The 18,035-nt window shown below is 72.0% G+C and carries 18 protein-coding genes; 10 read left to right on the forward strand and 8 right to left on the reverse strand.

The window, feature by feature from the left end; genetic code table 11:
* Positions 1 to 95: 95 nt before the first annotated feature.
* Together AB0J72_RS42060 and AB0J72_RS42065 are read right to left on the reverse strand one after the other, a co-directional pair.
* Positions 96 to 1,448: a serine/threonine-protein kinase gene (locus AB0J72_RS42060; protein WP_363410102.1), complete on the reverse strand. Its 1,353-nt coding sequence runs from the start codon at positions 1,446 to 1,448 to the stop codon at positions 96 to 98.
* A gap of 7 nt (positions 1,449 to 1,455) precedes the next feature.
* On the reverse strand, positions 1,456 to 2,457 hold the full coding sequence (locus AB0J72_RS42065; RefSeq protein ID WP_363409971.1) for a substrate-binding domain-containing protein: 1,002 nt from the start codon (positions 2,455 to 2,457) through the stop codon (positions 1,456 to 1,458).
* Between the two features lie 192 nt (positions 2,458 to 2,649).
* Between AB0J72_RS42065 and AB0J72_RS42070 the strand changes: the two genes are divergently transcribed.
* The 5 genes from AB0J72_RS42070 (at position 2,650) to AB0J72_RS42090 (ending at position 7,949) form a co-directional block, all read left to right on the forward strand.
* On the forward strand, positions 2,650 to 3,468 hold the full coding sequence (locus AB0J72_RS42070) for a serine/threonine-protein kinase (RefSeq protein WP_363409974.1): 819 nt from the start codon (positions 2,650 to 2,652) through the stop codon (positions 3,466 to 3,468).
* A gap of 192 nt (positions 3,469 to 3,660) precedes the next feature.
* Positions 3,661 to 3,828, forward strand: a complete 168-nt coding sequence (locus tag AB0J72_RS42075) for an LPXTG cell wall anchor domain-containing protein (RefSeq protein WP_360566883.1) — start codon at positions 3,661 to 3,663, stop codon at positions 3,826 to 3,828.
* A gap of 3 nt (positions 3,829 to 3,831) precedes the next feature.
* Complete coding sequence (locus AB0J72_RS42080; RefSeq protein ID WP_363409977.1) at positions 3,832 to 5,142, forward strand: glycosyltransferase family 2 protein; 1,311 nt, start codon at positions 3,832 to 3,834, stop codon at positions 5,140 to 5,142.
* A 14-nt stretch (positions 5,143 to 5,156) separates the two neighbouring features.
* Positions 5,157 to 6,326 carry a UDP-N-acetylglucosamine 2-epimerase (non-hydrolyzing) gene (wecB, locus tag AB0J72_RS42085; protein ID WP_363409980.1) on the forward strand — a complete coding sequence of 390 codons (1,170 nt, stop codon included), beginning with the start codon at positions 5,157 to 5,159 and terminating at the stop codon, positions 6,324 to 6,326.
* Between the two features lie 21 nt (positions 6,327 to 6,347).
* Positions 6,348 to 7,949 carry a polysaccharide deacetylase family protein gene (locus tag AB0J72_RS42090; RefSeq protein ID WP_363409983.1) on the forward strand — a complete coding sequence of 534 codons (1,602 nt, stop codon included), beginning with the start codon at positions 6,348 to 6,350 and terminating at the stop codon, positions 7,947 to 7,949.
* 156 nt (positions 7,950 to 8,105) lie between these two features.
* Here the strand turns inward: AB0J72_RS42090 and AB0J72_RS42095 are convergent, their stop codons facing one another.
* Positions 8,106 to 8,474 (reverse strand): hypothetical protein, encoded by a 369-nt coding sequence (locus tag AB0J72_RS42095; protein ID WP_363409986.1) that lies wholly within the window; start codon positions 8,472 to 8,474, stop codon positions 8,106 to 8,108.
* Positions 8,475 to 8,576: 102 nt separating this feature from the next.
* Here AB0J72_RS42095 and AB0J72_RS42100 point away from each other — a divergent pair, with 102 nt between their 5' ends.
* Together AB0J72_RS42100 and AB0J72_RS42105 are read left to right on the forward strand one after the other, a co-directional pair.
* The gene (locus tag AB0J72_RS42100; protein ID WP_363409988.1) at positions 8,577 to 9,980 is read left to right on the forward strand and encodes a hypothetical protein; all 1,404 of its coding nucleotides are present in this window, start codon (positions 8,577 to 8,579) and stop codon (positions 9,978 to 9,980) included.
* On the forward strand, positions 9,977 to 10,732 hold the full coding sequence (locus AB0J72_RS42105; RefSeq protein WP_363409991.1) for a 3-ketoacyl-ACP reductase: 756 nt from the start codon (positions 9,977 to 9,979) through the stop codon (positions 10,730 to 10,732). Before AB0J72_RS42100 ends, AB0J72_RS42105 begins: the two co-directional genes overlap by 4 nt.
* On the opposite strand, the gene AB0J72_RS42110 is transcribed toward AB0J72_RS42105, so the two are convergent.
* The 5 genes from AB0J72_RS42110 to AB0J72_RS42130 are packed head-to-tail and all read right to left on the reverse strand — an operon-like array spanning position 10,692 to position 15,554.
* A complete protein-coding gene (locus AB0J72_RS42110) occupies positions 10,692 to 12,092 on the reverse strand; it encodes an MFS transporter (protein ID WP_363409994.1) in 1,401 nt (466 codons plus the stop codon). The genes AB0J72_RS42105 and AB0J72_RS42110 overlap by 41 nt on opposite strands.
* Positions 12,093 to 12,129: 37 nt before the next feature.
* Entirely contained in the window at positions 12,130 to 12,843 is a 714-nt protein-coding gene (locus AB0J72_RS42115; RefSeq protein WP_363409997.1) for an ABC transporter permease subunit, read from the reverse strand.
* Positions 12,843 to 13,754, reverse strand: a complete 912-nt coding sequence (locus AB0J72_RS42120; protein WP_344512891.1) for an ABC transporter ATP-binding protein — start codon at positions 13,752 to 13,754, stop codon at positions 12,843 to 12,845. Before AB0J72_RS42120 ends, AB0J72_RS42115 begins: the two co-directional genes overlap by 1 nt.
* Positions 13,754 to 14,623 (reverse strand): ABC transporter permease subunit, encoded by an 870-nt coding sequence (locus AB0J72_RS42125; protein WP_363410000.1) that lies wholly within the window; start codon positions 14,621 to 14,623, stop codon positions 13,754 to 13,756. The genes AB0J72_RS42120 and AB0J72_RS42125 overlap by 1 nt, the downstream gene beginning before the upstream one ends.
* Positions 14,607 to 15,554, reverse strand: a complete 948-nt coding sequence (locus AB0J72_RS42130) for an ABC transporter ATP-binding protein (protein WP_363410003.1) — start codon at positions 15,552 to 15,554, stop codon at positions 14,607 to 14,609. Before AB0J72_RS42130 ends, AB0J72_RS42125 begins: the two co-directional genes overlap by 17 nt.
* A gap of 164 nt (positions 15,555 to 15,718) precedes the next feature.
* Here AB0J72_RS42130 and AB0J72_RS42135 point away from each other — a divergent pair, with 164 nt between their 5' ends.
* The 3 genes from AB0J72_RS42135 (at position 15,719) to yidC (ending at position 17,954) form a co-directional block, all read left to right on the forward strand.
* Complete coding sequence (locus tag AB0J72_RS42135) at positions 15,719 to 16,756, forward strand: GGDEF domain-containing protein (protein WP_363410006.1); 1,038 nt, start codon at positions 15,719 to 15,721, stop codon at positions 16,754 to 16,756.
* 243 nt (positions 16,757 to 16,999) lie between these two features.
* The gene (locus tag AB0J72_RS42140; RefSeq protein WP_327005273.1) at positions 17,000 to 17,257 is read left to right on the forward strand and encodes a hypothetical protein; all 258 of its coding nucleotides are present in this window, start codon (positions 17,000 to 17,002) and stop codon (positions 17,255 to 17,257) included.
* A gap of 112 nt (positions 17,258 to 17,369) precedes the next feature.
* The gene (yidC, locus tag AB0J72_RS42145; protein ID WP_363410009.1) at positions 17,370 to 17,954 is read left to right on the forward strand and encodes a membrane protein insertase YidC; all 585 of its coding nucleotides are present in this window, start codon (positions 17,370 to 17,372) and stop codon (positions 17,952 to 17,954) included.
* Positions 17,955 to 18,035: the final 81 nt, after the last annotated feature.

The raw sequence follows: 18,035 nt of genomic DNA on the forward strand, positions 1-18,035 counted from the left end.
GGCGCCGCGGCGGGCACGGCCGCCCGGTGCGGTCAGGCCGCCGACGCGGCGCGCCGCCCCGCCCGGCGGGGCCGGGTGACACGCCACCTGGCCGGTCAGGTCAGCGACGCGGCGAGCACGCCCACGGCGGCGTCGAGCTCCTGGTATGCGGCAGCGGTGGTGATGGAGCCCTCGCGCCGGCGGTCCACCAGCTGGTTGCGCAGCCGGTCGATGCGGGGCGCGGCGCCGACCGGGTTGATCATGATGTTGTTGACCTGATTCCGGATGTCGTCCACCACGTCGGAGCGGAGCTCCCCGGCGGCGGAACGGCGGTCGACGACGTCGAGGACCGCCTGCCCGGCCTGCTGCGGGGTGAGCCGGGACGGCACCGGAGTCGGGTTCGGCGACGGCGACGCCGCGGGCGCCCCGGACGACGGGCGGCCTTGCGGGGCCGCCTGCGTGGCGGTGCGGGTCGCCGCCGGTGGGGGCTGGACCGTGACGGGCGGCAGGATGGAGACGAAGATGCTGACCGTCGGGGCCGGCGACGCGGTCTGCTCGTCGTCGCGGTTGCGCCACACATAGGTGAGGCCCACCAGTACCAACGCCGCCAACGACACGGCGAGGACCGGCACCCAGCGGCGTCCGTGCCGCTGCGCCGACGACTCCAGGGTCGCGGCGACCTCGGCGGCGGTGGGTCGCTCGGTGGGGTCGGTGGTGAGGCAGCGCAGGCAGACGGCGGCGACCGCGGGTGGCAGGCCGGGCACGTTGAGCGCCGGGCGGTGGTCGGCGGCGACGGCCCGCTCGAGCTCCTCCCACGTGGCGGCCTGCACGGGCGGGTGCCCGGTGAGCATCTCGAACAGCAGGACGCCGAGGGCGTAGACGTCGGTGGAGCCGCTGGCGGGCGCGCCGACCAGCCGCTCCGGCGCGACGTAGGGCGGGGTGCCGAAGGTCAGCGTGTCGCGCTGGCCCACGTCGGCGGCGATGCCGAAGTCGAGCAGCTTGACGCCGTCGGTGGTGAGCATGACGTTCTCGGGGGTGACGTCGCGGTGCACGACGCCGCGGCGGTGGGCGGCGTGCAGCACGTCGGCGACGGTGGCGGCGACCGCGATCGCGTCCGTCCACGGCAGCGGGCCCTCGGCGAGCCGCCCGGCGAGGGAGGTGCCGTCGAGGAGCTGCATGACGACGTACGCGGCGATCCGGCCGTGCGTGGTGACGGTCTCGCCGTAGTCGTAGACGCCGATCGCGTTGGGGTGCTCGATCCGCGCGGCGGCGCGGGCCTCGCGGCGGATCCGGTCGCGCTGGCCGACGTCGGTGCCGATGGGACCGTCGAGGACCTTGACCGCGACGGTGCGCTCCAGGGTGCTGTCCCACGCGCGCCAGACGACGGACATGCCGCCCGCGCCGACGGGTTGTTTCAGGATGTACCGGCGGGCCAGGACATCGCCCTCCCGGAGCTGACCGTCGTGCATCACGTCGCTAGCTTGACGCCCGGACGACGAGCTCGGTCGGCAGCACCGGGCAGTCCTGCACAGCCTCTGAACCGCTCAGGAGCAGCGAGGCGGCGACCGCGCCGAGCTCGGAGACCGGCTGGCGCACGGTCGTGAGCGGCGGCGTGGTGTAGGAGGCGAGGGGCGCGTCGTCGAAGCCGACGACGGCGACGTCCTCGGGGACCCGGCGGCCGGCCTTGCGCAGGGCCTGCAGCGCGCCGGCGGCCATCGCGTCGGAGGCGACGAAGAGCGCGTCGAGGCGCGGCATGCGGTCCAGCAGCCAGGCGGCGGCGTGACCGCCGGATGCGGTGGTGAAATCGCCGTACGCCACGTGGGGCACCCTACCGGCCGCCTCCATCGCGCGGCGATAGCCGTCCAGGCGGTCCACGGCGGCGGGCGAGTCGGGCGGCCCGGCGATCGCGGCGATGGCCCGGCGGTGGCGCAGGATGAGGTGCTCGACGGCCTGGCGGGCGCCGTCGCGGTTGTCGACGTCGACGAACGGGATGTCGAGGCCGTCGGCGGGGCGGCCGGTGGCCCGCAGCGGCACCCGGGACGCGGCGAGGGAGACCGCGAGGGGGTGGCTGCTGTGCCCGCCGAGCAGCAGGACGCCGCCGACGCCGCCGGTCGTCAGGAACTGGGTCGCCGACGCGATCGTGCCCCGGGTCGCGGACATCGTCAGCATCGGGATGCCGTGGCGGGTCAGCTCCTCCTCGGCGCCGGCGAGCAGCCGGGCGGAAAAGGTGTCGTGGAACAGCCGGGCCGTGGGCTCGAAGACGAGCGCGGCGACGGGGAGCCGCTGCGGCAGCCGGTCGGGCCGGCGCGGCCCGCGGTGGCGGACGTAGCCGAGCTGGGCGATGGCGTCGTGCACCGACACCCGGGCCGAGGTGCTGACCCTGACCCGGCCGGTGAGGACACGGGACACGGTTGCCGCGGAGACCCCCGCGGCGGCGGCGACCTCGGTGACGGTTGGTGGCGATGGCTCGTCAGTCATCCCGTCTCCTGTGGGAGCGATTCCTGCGGCCAGCGTCAGCCACGGTTACCCGGATGTCAACTATGGGTTTCGATCGGCTGTGCGGTTCCTTTGGTACGCCGGACATATCCGGACTTATCACATCGACACGGGCTGTGTTAATCATCGCTGGGACTTCCGTGATCGGCAGCATCTAGGGAATAGTCGGCGATTGTGTCGGAGATCGAGCTTGGCCGCAGGGTGCTGGAGCGCTTCCTGCTGGTCCGCCCGATCGCCCGCGGCGGCATGTCGCTCGTCTACGAGGCCGTCGACCTGGAGCAGCTGCGCCCCGCCGCCGTGAAGGTCCTCGCGCCGACGTTCGCCAACAACGGCCGGGCCGTGCACTCGGCCCGCCGGGAGCCGCTGCTCATGCAGCGGATGCGGCACCCCACGGTGCCGAAGATCTTCGGGTACGGCGAGCTCGACACCGGCCGGGCGACGGTGCCCTGCGTCGCGATGGAGCTGCTCAACGGCGTACCGCTGACGAAACGCCTCGCCGAAGGGCCGCTGCCGTGGCAGCACGCGGTCGAGATCGCCGCGTCGGTCGCCGAGCTTCTCGCCGTCGCGCACCGCCGCGGCATCGCGCACCGCGACCTGACCGCCGACAACGTCATGCTGACCACCGCCGGGGTCAAGATCATCGACTTCGGGCTGGCGGTGCCGTTCGCGCACCCCGCGGCCTCACGCGTCGAGCACGCGCCGGCCTGGGACGTCTACGCGCTGGGCGTCCTGCTGTACCAGATGCTGACCGGCCGCTCGCCGCACGCGCCGGGCGCCAGGCTGCTGCAGCCGGTAGCCACCCCGGTCCTGCTCGCACCCGGGCTGCCACGCTCCGTAGCGGAGCTGTGCCGCCAGTGCATGGCCAAGCGCCCGGCCGACCGGCCCGAGAGTGCCAGCGTCGCCCTGGCGCTCTGGGCGGAGTTCGCAACCGACTGGCAACACCCCGCATCCTTCACTGAGAGCTACCGCACACGGTCCGACCACTCTGCGTAGCGGTCGAGTTTTGCCTGCGTAAACGCTCTGTCAGGTCGTTGGGCGGACTTGGTCCGCGCGAGCGTATCCGACCATGCTCACCCATTGTGATTGCCCCTCGGCGCCTCCAAGCTTCTGGAGGACAAGGTGCACGACGGTTGCCGGCAAGGAGCCGCCAAGCACCGCCGGAGAGATAGCCGAGGGGAAGCTGTCATGTCAGGTACGAAGGTCATCGGCGTCATCGGGGCCGGCGGATCCACCGCCGCCTCGCTGCCCGTCACCGGAAGCCCCGTCTTCGCCATCGTCGCCGCAGGTGTCGCGCTCGTCGTCACCGGTGCCCTGATGGTGCGGGCCTCCCGCTTCAACCGCAGCGCAGCCTGACGCATGACGGCGATCCTTCTGGTCGGCTTCGCGCTCCTGACGCTCTGGCCGGCGTACAACCTGGCGCTGGTGGCCTTCACCACCCGCGACTCGGCCACCGCCGGTCGCCGTCGCCGGCGCGACGCCATCGCGCCGAACGAGCACGAGCCGCTGACCTTCTGGATCGTCGTGCCCGCCCTCAACGAGGAACGGGTTGTCGGCCGGACCGTCGGCGCCGCGCTGGCGCTGCAGGGCCCGGCAGGCACGCGCACCAGGGTGATGGTGGTCGATGACGGTTCGGACGACGGCACCCCCGACGTCCTCGCCGCCATCGACCACCCGAATCTGACGGTGCTGCGCCGGGACTTCCCCAACGCCCGCAAGGGCAAGGGCGAGGCGCTCAACGCCGCGTTCCGGGCGATCCGGGACCTGGCCCTGCGGCACGGCGAGGACCCGGCGCTGGTCGCGGTCGGCGTCATCGACGGCGACGGCCGGGGCAGCGCCAACATCCTGACCGAGGTGTCCCGCCAGATGCGCGACCCGCGGGTCGGCGCGGTGCAGACCCGGGTGCGCATCCACAACCGCAACCGCGTCCTCGGGGCCGTGCAGGACCTCGAGTTCGCCGCCATCGCCAACGCCAGCCAGCTGCTCCGCAACGCCGCGGGGACGGTCGGGCTGGGCGGCAACGGGCAGTTCGCCCGGCTGTCGTCGCTGATGCGGCTCGGCGACGCGCCCTGGTCGCACTGCCTGGTCGAGGACCTGGAGCTCGGGCTGCGCATGCACCTCAACGGCGAGCGCATCCGGTACACCTCCATCGCCAACGTCAACCAGCAGGGCCTCGTCGACGTGAAGCGGCTGCTGCGGCAACGCACCCGGTGGGCGCAGGGCAACCTGCAGTGCGTCGGCTACGTGCCGAAGCTGGTCGCCTCCCGGCAGGTCCGTAACCACGCCCTGCTGGAGATGCTGTACTACCTGCTCGCACCGTGGATGAACGCCTTCGGCACGGCCGGCGTGTTCGGCCTCTGGGGCTTCGCGATGTGGCGGCTCATCCCCGGCCACGGCGACACCGTCCTGATCCACTCCTGGACGCAGATGGGCCACGTCGCACTGTTCTGGGCGCTCGGCATGACCGCCCCGGGCCTCGTCTGGGCCACGGTCCACCGCCTCCAGCTCGGCGACGAGAAGCTCGGGCGACTGCTGGTCGCCGCCGTCGCCTACCCCTTCTTCCTCCTGCTCGGCCTGGTCTCGACCTGGCGGGCGATCGGCCGGCAGATCAGCCGGCGACAGGCCTGGGCGAAGACCGAACGCCTGGTCGAAGAGCCGGTTCTCTCGTAAAGGACGTCACGCACATGTCTCCCGAAGTCTTCCTCATCGCCGGTACCCGTCCCGAGGCCATCAAGCTGGCGCCCGTCGCCGCCGCGATGCGCGCCGCCGGCCGGCTCACCCCGGTGCTGGTCGCCAGCGGCCAGCACCCGACGATGGTGACCCAGGCGCTCGACGCGTTCGACGTCCAGGCCGACGTGACGCTGCCGTTGCAGCGGGTCACCGGCAGCCAGCCCGAGCTCCTCACCGCGATGATCTCCTCGCTCGACGCGCTCCTGGAGGAGCGCAAGCCGGCCGCGGTCATCGTCCAGGGCGACACCACCACGACGCTCGCCGGCGCCATGGCCGCGTTCTGGCGGCGCATCCCGGTCGTGCACCTGGAGGCGGGGCTGCGCTCCGGCGACCTGGACTCGCCGTTCCCGGAGGAGGCCAACCGCAAGCTCGTCGGCCAGCTCGCCGCGCTGCACCTGGCGCCGACGGCCCTCGCCGCGACGAACCTGCTCGACGAGAGCATCGCCCCGGCCAGCGTCCTCATCACCGGCAACACGGTGGTGGACGCGGCCCTGACGATCGCCGCCCGGGAGATGCCGTTCGAGGACTCCCGGATCGCCGCGGCGGTCGACGCCGCCGCGCACGGCGAGGCCCGGCTGGTCCTCGTCACCGCGCACCGCCGCGAGTCGTGGGGCGAGCCGCTGGACCGGATCCTCTCCGCGGTGCGGCGCCTGGTCGAGGCCTACCCCGACCTCCGGGTCGTCCTGCCGGCGCACGCCAACCCGGCCGTGCGCGCCCAGGTCGAGGCCGGCCTCGCCGGGGTGCCGCGGGTCACGGTCACCGACCCGCTGCCCTACCCGGCGCTCGCCCGGCTGCTGTCCAACGCCTACCTGACGCTCACCGACTCGGGCGGCATCCAGGAGGAGGCGCCGTCGTTCAAGGTGCCGGCCCTGGTCCTGCGCGAGGTCACCGAGCGCGTCGAGTCGCTGCACGCCGGTTGCGCCAAGCTCGTCGGCACGGACGAGGACCTGATCGTCGCCGAGGCGGCCCGGCTGCTCGACGACCCGGCCCTGCGTGACTCCATGACCGCCAACGGCAACCCCTACGGTGACGGGCTCGCCTCGCACCGCACCGAGCAGGCCGTCGCCGCGCTCCTGGGCCTCGCCTCGCACCCCGCTCCCATGCCGTCCACCGTCGCCGCCTGACTCGTAAGGATCTTGTACGACATGCGCAAGCTGCTCAGCTCCGTCGCCGCGGTCGCCGTCGCCGCCTCGCTCGCCCTGGCCGCGCCCTCGACCCCGGCGTTCGCCGCCGCCCCCACCGCGACCCGCTCCGGCGCCGGCGCCCCCGGCTCCAACGCCGCGACGAAGACGCTCGTCCTCTACGACAACACCGGCCCGTACTCGTGGCTCGGCGAGGACTACGGGATGATGGCGACGAACCTCGTCTCGCACTTCGGGTCCTGGACCGCGCACCCGGTCGGCAGCTACACGGCCGGTGAGATGGCGGCGTACTCCGCGGTCGTCTACGTCGGCTCCACCTACGACGAGCCGCTGCCCACCGCGTTCCTCGACGACACCCTCGCGGGCACGAAGCCGGTCGTCTGGATGTACAACAACATCTGGCAGCTGACGGCCCGCTCCGCGGACTTCGTCGCCAAGTACGGGTACACCTGGAAGGGCTACGACACCTCGCCCGTGTCGCAGGTCGTCTACAACGGCACCACGATGACCCGGGACGTGCGCAACGGCGGCGGCATCATGGACTACGTCGTCTCCGACCCCGCGAAGGCCGTCTCCGTCGGCACCGCGGTGCGCGCCGACGGCACCACGTTCCCGTGGGGCATCAGGTCCGGCAACCTCACCTACCTGGGTGAGATCCCGCTGTCGTACATCACCTCCAACGACCGCTACCTGGCGTTCTCGGACCTGCTGTACTCGGTGCTCGCGCCGCAGACCGCCGCCCGGCACCGGGCCCTGGTCCGCATCGAGGACGTCGGCCCCGACGCCGACCCGGCGGAGCTGCGCGCCATCGCCGACTACCTGTCCTCGAAGAAGGTCCCCTTCACCGTCGCCGTCTACAGCCGGTACCGCGACCCGAAAGGTGTGAACAACAATGGCAAGGCCGAGGACTACACGCTGCGCCAGCGGCCACTGGTGGTCAGCGCCCTGAAGTACATGCAGAGCAAGGGCGGCACCCTGCTCCAGCACGGCTACACGCACCAGCTCGACGCGCTCAACAACCCGTACGACGGCGTCAGCGCCAACGACTTCGAGTTCTTCATGGCGCACGTCGACGCCAACGACGCCGTCATCTACGACGGCCCGGTGAAGAACGACTCGGCGCTGAACGTCACCGCCCGGGTCCTGGCCTCCCGCGCCGACTGGGCCCTCGCCGGCCTGAAGCAGCCGACCATCTTCGAGTTCCCGCACTACGCGGCGAGCGCGCTGGACTACAAGACGATCAACACCCTGGTCGGCGTCCGCTACGAGCGCGGCCTGTACTTCCCCGGCGTCCTGTCCGGCGGCACCGTCGACAACAGCACGGCGCGCATGGTCGGGCAGTTCTTCCCGTACACCGTCCGCGACGTCTACGGCTCGACCGTCATCCCCGAGAACATCGGCAACATCGAGCCCGAGCCGTTCAACCAGCACCCGGCGGTCCTGCCCGCCGACCTGATCGCGAACGCGAAGACCAACCTGGCGGTCCGCGACGGCGTGGCGAGCTTCTTCTACCACCCGTACCTCGGCACGGCCTACCTGAAGCAGACCGTGGAGGGCATCCAGGGCCTCGGCTACACGTTCGTCTCCGCCGCCGCGATGTCCTGAAGTATTGAGTTGTCAAACGGCCGGGCTCCTTCGGGGGCCCGGCCTTCCTTGTCCCCGCCTGCACAACGGTACGGTCCCGGCGCCCCCGTCGGGAGGCGCCGCCCGGAGCAACCGGGGTGCAGGCGCGGTGCGGCCGGGCTCAGGTTCCCAGCGGGCTCAGGTCTCCAGCAGGAGGTCGGGCATGAGGCGTTCGACGGCGTACAGGTCGTAGACCCGACGGACCTCGGCGATCAGGCCGGTCGGCGTCAGCACCAGGAACTCGGCGAGGCGGAACTGCTCGGCGTCGACCGCGCAGTCGTACACGATCGCGACGCGCTGGTCGATCACGGTGCGGGAGAAGACCGACACCGAGGTCAGCGCGGCGGCGAAGCCGGTGAGCTTCTCGATGAAGTCGCCGTCGGGGTCCAGGTTGGACTCGACCCGGGCGCCGGCGGCGAGCAGCGTGAACAGAGTGCTGGTGCGGCCGGTGGTCCAGGCGGCGACCCAGCGATCGGTGACTTCCTCAACAGCCGTCGCGTCCATCACGCGCCATCCTGCCACGAAGGGCGGCGCCGGCGGAGCGGGGACGCGAAAGGCGCCCGATCTCCGGGGTTCTCAGGAAAGCGCTTTCCCCGTATCCTCGGGGGCATGTTGCGCATCGATGACGGGCTCGCGCCCAAGGATCTGCTGGCCGCGACCGGGCGGATGTGGGAGCTGTCCGCCGGGAAGATCGACGCGGTCGACGCGTCCTGCCCCCCGGGCGGCAGCCAGGGAGCGCCCGTGTTCACCGTCGAGGGGCGGTACACGGCGCGCGGCTGGACCGAGTGGACGCAGGGGTTCCAGGTGGGCTCGGCGCTGCTGCAGTTCGACGCGACCGGCGACCCGCACTTCCTGGAGCAGGGCCGCCGGCACACGTTCGGCGTGATGGCGGCGCACGTCAGCCACATCGGCGTGCACGACCACGGGTTCAACAACGTCAGCACGTACGGGACGCTGCGCCGCCTCATCCTGGAGGGCCGCGCCGACGCCGGGGACCTCGCCTTCGCCGAGCTGGCGCTGAAGGTCAGCGGCGCCGTGCAGGCCGCCCGCTGGAGCCGGACCGCGGACGGCGGCGGCTACATCTACTCGTTCAACGGGCCGCAGTCGCTGTTCGTCGACACCATCCGCTCGTGCCGGTCGCTCGCCGTCGCGCACCGCCTCGGGCACGTGCTCATGGGCGAGCACGACGAGCGGATCGACCTCCTCGACCGGCTCGTGCGGCACGCGGAGAGCACCGCCCGGTACAACGTCTACTTCGGCGAGGGCCGCGACGTGTACGACGTCCGGGGCCGCACGGCGCACGAGGCCCTGTTCAACGTCAACGACGGGCGCTTCCGGGCGCCGAGCACGCAGCAGGGCTACTCGGCGTTCTCGACCTGGACGCGGGGCCTGGCCTGGGCGATGCTCGGCTTCGCCGAGCTCCTCGAGTTCCTCGCGTCCGGCGACGAGCCGGTCGACTCCGACCTGTTCCGCGCGGCGGCGCAAGCCACGTGCGACTTCTACATCGAGCACTCCCCCGCCGACGGGATCCCGTACTGGGACACGGGCGCGCCGGGCCTCGCGCAGCTGGACGCCGACGCGCCCGCCGACCCGTACAACGCGCACGAGCCGGTCGACTCCAGCGCCGCCGCGATCGCCGCGCAGGGCCTGCTCCGCCTCGGTCGCGCGATCGGCGACGACAGGTACACCCAGGCGGGACTCACGGTCGCGAGGACGTTGCTGCAGGAGCCCTACCTGTCGACGGACCCGCGGCACGAGGGGCTGCTGCTGCACTCGGTGTACCACCGCCCGAACGGCTGGGACCACGTCGCGCCGGGCCAGTCGGTGCCGAACGGCGAGTCGAGCATGTGGGGCGACTACCACCTGCGGGAGCTGGCGCTGTACATCGGCCGGCTGGTCGACGGGCCGTACTACACGTTCTTCGGCGACACCCCCTCCTCCGACACCCCCTCCTCCGACACCCACGACGGCGGCCTCGACGGCGCCCTCGGCGGCGACGGGGTGCGGCGGTGAGCGCGGCGCTGGTCACCGGGGCGTCCCGCGGGATCGGCCGGGGCATCGCCCTCGCCCTCGCCGGCGCCGGCTTCGACGTGGTGGTGAACTACGCGTCCAACCTCGCCGCCGCCGAGGACACCGCCGCCGAGATTCTCCGGCGGGGCGCCAAGGCCGCCCTCGTCCGTGCGGACGTCGGCGACGCCGAGGACCGTGCAAGGCTCGTGCAGGAGGCGCACGACGCTTTCGGCGGCCTCGACCTCCTGGTGAACAACGCGGGCGTGGCCCCGAACGTCCGCGCCGACCTCCTGGAGGCGACCGAGGAGTCGTTCGACCGGCTCGTCGGCATCAACCTCAAGGGCCCCTACTTCCTCACCCAGCAGGTCGCCCGCCGGATGATCGACGCCGGCGTCCGCGGCAAGATCGTCACGATCTCGTCGATGAGCGCCTACACCGCGAGCGTCAACCGCGGCGACTACTGCGTGACGAAGGCCGGCCTGGGCATGATGACGAAGCTGTTCGCGGCCCGGCTCGCCGAGCACGGCATCACCGTGTTCGAGGTGCGGCCCGGCATCATCGCCACCGACATGACCGGCGCGGTGAAGGAGAAGTACGACAAGCTCATCCTCACCGACGGCATCACGCCGATCAGGCGCTGGGGCACCCCCGAGGACGTCGGCCGCGCCGTCGTCGCCGTCGCCACGGACCTGCTGCCGTTCTCCACCGGCCAGGTCATCGACGTGGACGGGGGCTTTCATCTGCGGACGCTGTAGCGCGCGCCCGCAGCAGCTCGTGCACCGTCTCGATGTCCGCCGGGGCGGTGCGCGACGCCAGCCAGTACATGACGCCGGTGGGCAGGAAGAAGACCTGGAACGCGGCGAGCCCGACGGCGAGGTTCGTCGGCGGCGGGAAGCTGCGCGCGAGCGCGGCGAACACCGCCCCGACGAGCCCGTTCCCGGCGGCCCGCCCGACCCCGTTGACGAGGTTGCCCAGCGAGTACACGGTGCCGCGGTGCTCCGGCGGGTTCACGTCGGCGATCAGCGCGAACCAGTTCGGCGAGTTCGCCGACGTCAGCGCGAGCGCCAGCAGGGCGCACAGGAACGCCGCCAGCAGGCTCGGCGTCGTGAACAGCGCCTCGAGCACCAGCGTCGTCGCCGGCCGCCCGTCCGGCGCGGGCAGCGTCAGCGGGGCGAAGAACAGCAGCACGTACAGCGGAACCCCGGCGAGGATCCCGATCGCGGCGACCTTCGCCCGGCCGCCCCGGTCGCGCCGCTGCCAGCGGTCGCCGATCATCCCACCCACGACGGACAGCACGCCGCCGAGCTGGAAGAGAATTGCGAGGACGCCGCCGATCGCGATCGCCTGCTGCTCGTCGTAGCCCTGCGCCTCCGCCTTCGCCTGGAACAGCCGCGGCAGCCAGACGAGGGACCCGAACGCGGCCTGCGCGGTCAGCCCCTGCAGGATCAGCCACACGTTGGTGCGGCGGGCGACGATGCCGGGCAGGTCGGCGCGGGAGATCCGGTGCTCGTACTCCTCACCGGCGGCGAACACCGCGGCGAGGTCCGGTTCGCTCTGCCCGCGCCGGATGTCGGCGGTCGTGAAGTACGCCGCGGACGCGAGGACCCCGAGCACCGCGAGGACGTAGAACGGCCGCCGCCAGTCCGCGCCGCCGAGCTGGCTCGCGACGAGGACGCCGGCGAGGGTGCCGACGCCCTGCGACAGGCCCCACAGGCTCATCACGAGACCGCGGCGGCGGGGCGAGATCAGGTCGCTGACGACGGAGAACCCGACGGAGCCGACCGCGCCGAGGCCGACCGCCGCGACCAGCTGCGCGGCGAAGAACGTCCAGTAGCCGCCGGCGAGGACCGTGGCGACCGTGCCGCCGGCCCAGATCAGGGTGCCCGCCATGAGCACCGGTTTCCGGTCGGTCCGGTCGCCGGTGTACGCCCAGCCGACGGCGGCGACCGCGGTCACGAGGTACCCGACCGCGGTCACCACGCCGAGCGCTCCCTCGCCGACGCCGAGGGAGCGGCTGATCGGCGAGTAGAGCGGCGGCACCAGGCTGATCGCCACGTTGTCCAGCGACGCCAGCACGATGAAGACGGCGACGCTGTAGACGCGGTGGAAACTCACCCGCGGACGGTAACCCGTCGCGCCGGTCGGGGCGACGTCAGCCCGTCTCGCCGGCGACCGCGAACGTGCGCAGCTTCTGCACCGCGAGCGCCGTCATCCCGACGGTGAACACGCCCGCCATGACGAAGCTCACCGGCACCGACACGGACCCCGCGAGCACGTCGGTCGGGGCGAGCCAGTCGACGATCGTCTTCACGTACTGCTGGATGCTGAGCTTCGCCGTGCCGGACAGCAGGTTGCCCAGCAGGCCCTCCCACAGCACCACGTAGACCAGGCCGAGCAGCACCGGCCGGCGGGTGATCACGCTGATCGCCAGGAACAGCGAGCAATAGGCGAGGGCCCCGACGAACGCGCCGACGACGAGGGCGAACGCGAGCGGCGTGGACTCGGCGAGCAGCCCGACGATGAACAGCGGCACGGCGGCGAACCCGCCGGTCACCCCGACCGCCACGGCCAGCTTGGTGAACACGATCTCCGAGCGCGGGATCGGCTTGGACAGGATGTGGGTGATCGTGCCGTCGTCGATCTCGGAGCCGAGCACGCCGGTACCGACGATGAGCGCGATCACCGGCAGCACGGCGGCGAAGCCGAGGCCGACGATGACCGGCTCACCCCATTCGGACGGCGGCTCCCCGAAGGCCCGGGCCGCCGCCGCGAAGCCGGCGAGGATGATCGGCAGCGGCACCAGCAGCCAGATCCGGCGGCGGCCGAGCAGTCCGCGCAGCGTGATGCGGGCGATGGTCGGATTCATCAGGCACCCACCAGGTAGGAGAAGACGCTTTCCAGGGACTCGTCGGCGGGCAGCAGCTGCCGCACCCGCACGCCCTCCTTGAGCGCGATGCGGGGCAGCGCCCGGGTGAAGGTGCCGTAGTCGGACGCGCGGACCTGCAGGCCCGTCGCGTCGATGTCGACACCCGCGACGGACGCCTCGCCGATGAGCGCCACCGCGAGGCGGCGGTCGTCGCTGGAGCGGATGGAGAACACGTGCGGCCGGTTGGTCATCAGCCGGCGGATGGTGCGGAAGTCACCGGAGGCGGCGAGCCGGCCGGCGACCATGACCTGCACGGTGCCGGACACCTGCTCGACCTCCTCCAGGATGTGCGAGGAGAACAGCACGGTGCGGCCGTCGTCGCCCATCTTGTGCAGCAGGTCCATCATGTGGAAGCGCTGGCGCGGGTCCATGCCGTTGAACGGCTCGTCCAGCAGCAGCACGCCCGGGTCGTGCACGAGCGCGGCCGCGACCCGGATCCGCTGGCGCATGCCCTTGCTGTACGTGTCGATCCGCCGGTCCTGGGCCGGCTCCATCTCCACCATCGCCAGGGCGCGGCGGGCGGCCTCCTCCGGGTTCGCCAGGCGGAACAGCCTCGCGCTGGCGACGACGAACTCCTTGCCCGTGAGGAAGCCGTGCACCGCCTCGCGCTCGCTGACGAGGCCGAGCGTGCGGTACACGTCGGGGTTGCGCCACGACGGCGCGCCGTCGACGGTCAGCGTGCCCTTCGACGGGGCCAGGAAGCCCGACATCATGTGCAGCAGCGTGGTCTTGCCGGCGCCGTTCGGGCCCAGCAGGCCCGTGACGCCCGCCCCGAGGGTCATCGTCACGTCGTTGACGGCGACGACGTTGCCGTACCAGCGGGACACATGCTGAAGATCGACGGTGCCCATCAGGCGGCCACCTTCCGGTAACGAAGCAGCAGCAGGCTGACACAGCCGGCGAGCACGACGGCGGTGCCGACACCGTACGCGGGACCGTAGTCGCCGATCGGGACGCCGTCGGGCACCTTGCCGAAGATCCACTGCTCGAGGCCGAGCAGCAGGGTCATCGGGTTGACCAGGAACGCGAGGTAGCTCAGCGCGCTGCCCTCACCACCGATGACGTTGAGGATGCCGACCATCGGCGCGGTGATGATGAACACGCCCACGATGAACGCCGCCGCGAACGCCCGCCGGCCGGTGAGCGACGCGACCAGCAGCGCGATCGACGCGAGGACCAGCGCCCGGATGACCGCGCCGGCGAGGCCCGGACCCATGTCGCCGAGCTCCTTCAGGGCGCCGGAGAACCCGTCGGTGCGGGTGAACACCGCCCCGATGTAGATGAGCAGCTGCGGCACGGCGAGCAGCACCAGCACGACCGTCGCCAGGGCCGCGTACTTCGTCAGCGCGTAGTCGGAGCGGCTGAGCGGCCGGCTGAAGTACAGCGGCAGCGTCCGGTCCCGCAGGTCACGGGAGACCAGCTCCGGCGCGACGATCGCCAGGAACAGCATCACCGGGAACGTGATGTTGGCCGCGTACGCCCGGTAGCTCATGAGCGGCTCGCCGGTCAGCGACCGGACCGCGATCGCGATGACGGCGACGCTGAGCGCGATGCCGATCACCAGCCACGGGAAGATCTTCGCCTTGGCGCCCCGGCCGATGCCGAACGCGGTGCGCAGGCTCTGCTCGTAGAGGGAACGGTTGGCGTACCAGCGACCGAGCCTCGGACCCGTGTAACGCTGGTAGCCGATGTCGTGGATGACGCTAGTTGGCTGCGCCATGGCCGGCCTCCTGCGGTGCGGATCCTTTGACGGACGGGGTCTGGAAGAGCTCAGCGACGCGGTGGCGGCGCTGGTCGAGACGGTGCAGCGGCAGGTCCAGCTCGGCGACCGCGACGAGGATGCGGTCGTACACGTCGTCGCTGTCCATCGGCACCATGAGCGAGGCGCCGTCCCGGGACACCGGCAGACCCTGCTCGCTGAGCCGGGCGACGAGTTGCTCGACGCCCTCGCTCACCTCGACGGTGAGCACGTCGCGGCTGGTCGTCATGTCCGACACCGTCGCGGAACGCAGCAGCTTGCCGCCGTCGATCGCGATCAGCGACGTGCAGATCCGCTCGACCTCGCCGAGCAGGTGCGAGCACACGACGATCGAGATGCCGAACTCGGTGCCGATGCGGTGCACCAGCTCCAGCATCGCGTCGCGGCCGGCCGGGTCGAGGCCGTTGGTCGGCTCGTCCAGCAGCAGCAGGTCCGGGTCGTGGGCGAGCGCCTGCGCCAGCTTCACCCGCTGCTTCATGCCGGTGGAGTAGCCGCCGATCTGGCGGTACCGCTCCTCGTAGAGCCCGACGTGCCGCAGCGCCTCGGAGGCCCGCTCCCGGGCCGCGTTGGCGGGCAGGCCGCTCATCCGCGCCAGGTGGGTCACGTACTCGGCGGCCGAGGTCTCGCTCGGCAGGCAGTCGTGCTCGGGCATGTACCCGACGCGCTGCCGCACCTCCACCGACTGCGTCGCCGGGTCGAGCCCGAGCACCCGCAGCTCACCCCCGGACGGCTGGAGCAGACCGAGCATGATCTTGATGAAGGTCGACTTGCCGGCGCCGTTCGCGCCGACCAGACCGATGATCCCCGGCTCCACCGCCAGGGAAAGTTCCGAAAGGGCGGTGACGCCACCCCCGTAGCGCTTCGTCAGCGCACGCGTCTCGATGAGTGCCACGACGCCGACCTTACGGACCGTGAACCCTGAGGACTATCCGGAACGCACCTGAAAGCGGCCACCTAGGGGTTCAACCTGAGATTTTCCTCAGCTTCGCTCAGATCCTTCTCAGGTTCCGGCCCCGGTCCTCCTCAGGTTCGGTTACTGGCGGTCGACGTCAGAGCGTGGATCTGCCCCTGTACCGCGTCCGGCGCAGCATCGAGTGGGCCGGCCTGATCAGCCGGTCGGTCTCGGTGCTGTGGATCGTCGTGTCCATCGCGGTGATGTCGCTGCCGACCCTGACGACCATCTGGGTGCTCCCGCTGATCCTCACCAACCTCGTCGCCGTGTACGCGCTGCGCAGCGTCGCTCACCCTCGGTACCGCGCGCTCAACCCGCTCCTGGTCGCGCTGGACACGGCCACGTGCATCGGCGCGGTCCTGGCGACCAGCCGCTGGGCCTCCGACGTCGGCCTCTGGCCAATCTTCGTCATCGCCATCGTCATCGGCGCCTTCCGCTGCCAGCTCGCCGGCGCCCTGCTGACCTGGCTCGCGACCGCCGCCGGCGGGGTCGCCCTCTACGTCTGGGCCGACCAGATCGCCGGCCGGCCGATGCCCGCCGACCTCGTCACGATGGCGCCCGCGCTGCACCTGGTCGTCGCCGTCCTGGCCGGCCTGCTGTCCCGGGGACACCGCAACCAGCTCCGGCAGCTCGGCGAGGCCCGCGCGAAGCTGCGCCACCTGGCACTCCACGACCCGCTGACCGGCCTGGGCAACCGCAACCTGCTCGACGAGCACACCCGCACCGCGCTCACCCCCGGCACCCCCGCGTCGGTGCTGGTCCTGGACCTCGACGGCTTCAAGGCCGTCAACGACACCCTCGGCCACGCGGCCGGCGACGAGCTGCTGCGGATCGTGGCCGCCCGCCTGCGCACCCACGCCCGCGAGGGCGACCTGGTCACCCGCCTCGGCGGCGACGAGTTCGTGGTCCTGCTGCCGGACACCCCGGCCACGGCGGCGGCCGAGGTCGCGGCCCGGCTGCGCGCCGCGCTGCTCGACCCGATCACCATCGACGGCCGGCCGGTCCACATCGCCGCGAGCATCGGCGCCGCGACCGACACCGACACCACCCTCGACGCCCTGCTCCGCGCCGCCGACGCCGGCATGTACCGCGAGAAGGCGACCCACCGCCTCCACCCCGTCCCCGCCATGCACGCCGCCTGACGTGGTGGAGGCATCACGCCACTGCGAGGTGCGTGCCCGGCAGTTCTACTGGCACTCTACACACGCCGGAAAAATCGATCTCCGACATCTCGCGCTCCGCAGTCCGCACCTTACCAACCGTGACGCGGGCGTCTCGGCGGGCGTGAGGGAGGCATCTCGGCCGGCGTGACGGGGGCGTCTCGTCGGGTGTGACAGCACTGTCGAGGGCGGCGCGGGGGTGGGGCCGTGTCGTATTCTCGGGGCATGTCGTGGTCGTTGACCACTCTGCTTGCCGCGTGGTCCTCGGTGACCTCGCCGGCTGACGCCGTCGCTGTGGCGACGGCGGTGCTCGCGGCGCTCGCGATCGTCCTCGCGGCGCGACTGCTCACCGGCGCGCCCACGGCGGCGCGGCGGGTGATGCCCGTTCCCGCCCGGGCCCGGTCCCGGCGGGCGCAGCCCACCCGGGCCATGGACCCCGACGCGGCCGGCCGGCCCCGGCCACGCGCGCCCGGACAGCGGTAGTCCGACTCCGAATCCGACTCCGTTCGTCCACTTCCGCGCGCCCGTATGCCCTGCCGACCCGTGCGGCGGCCGGCGCGTGCGTGCGCGCGTCCAAAGCCGAAGGGCTCCCACCGTGCTGCACCATGTCCTCAGCCTGCTCGCCACCTCCACCGGGTCCGTCGCCGCCGCCATCGCCATCGCCACCCTCGCCGTCCGGGCCGCGCTCCTGCCGCTGAGCCTCCGGGCGTACCGCGCCGAAAAGGTCCGGGCCAAGCTCGCGCCGCAGCTGGCGAAGCTGCGGGAGCGGCACGGCAAGGATCCGGTCGTCCTCGCCGAGAAGACCACCGAGCTCATGCGGGCGGAGGGGTCCGGGCCGCTCGCCGGCCTGCTGCCGATGCTGGCTCAGGCGCCGTTCATCTGGCTGCTGTACCGCGAGTTCACCGGCGACGCCGTCCGCGGGCACACCCTGCTCGGCGCCGACCTGACCGCCCGGCTGCTCGACCATCCGGCGATCGCCGCCGGGTGGCTGATCGCCGCCGCGCTCACCGCCATCGCCGTCTGGAACGTGCGGCAGCTGCCTGAAGGCTCGCCCGTACTGGTCCGCCTGCTGTCGTTCGGGACTGTGGCGTTTTCCGTGATCACACCCGTCGCGGCCGGGATCTACCTGGTCACGTCGGGGGTCTGGACCGCCGTCGAGCGGGCCGTCGCCCGGCATTGAGACCGGCGGCCTTTTGCACGTACACGTGCGAAGTTTTTTTCGTTTGTATAAAAGTTCGGTTGCCACTAGCGGAAGGCGGAC

The organism is Dactylosporangium sp. NPDC049742 (assembly GCF_040674675.1).
GTDB lineage: Bacteria > Actinomycetota > Actinomycetes > Mycobacteriales > Micromonosporaceae > Dactylosporangium > Dactylosporangium maewongense.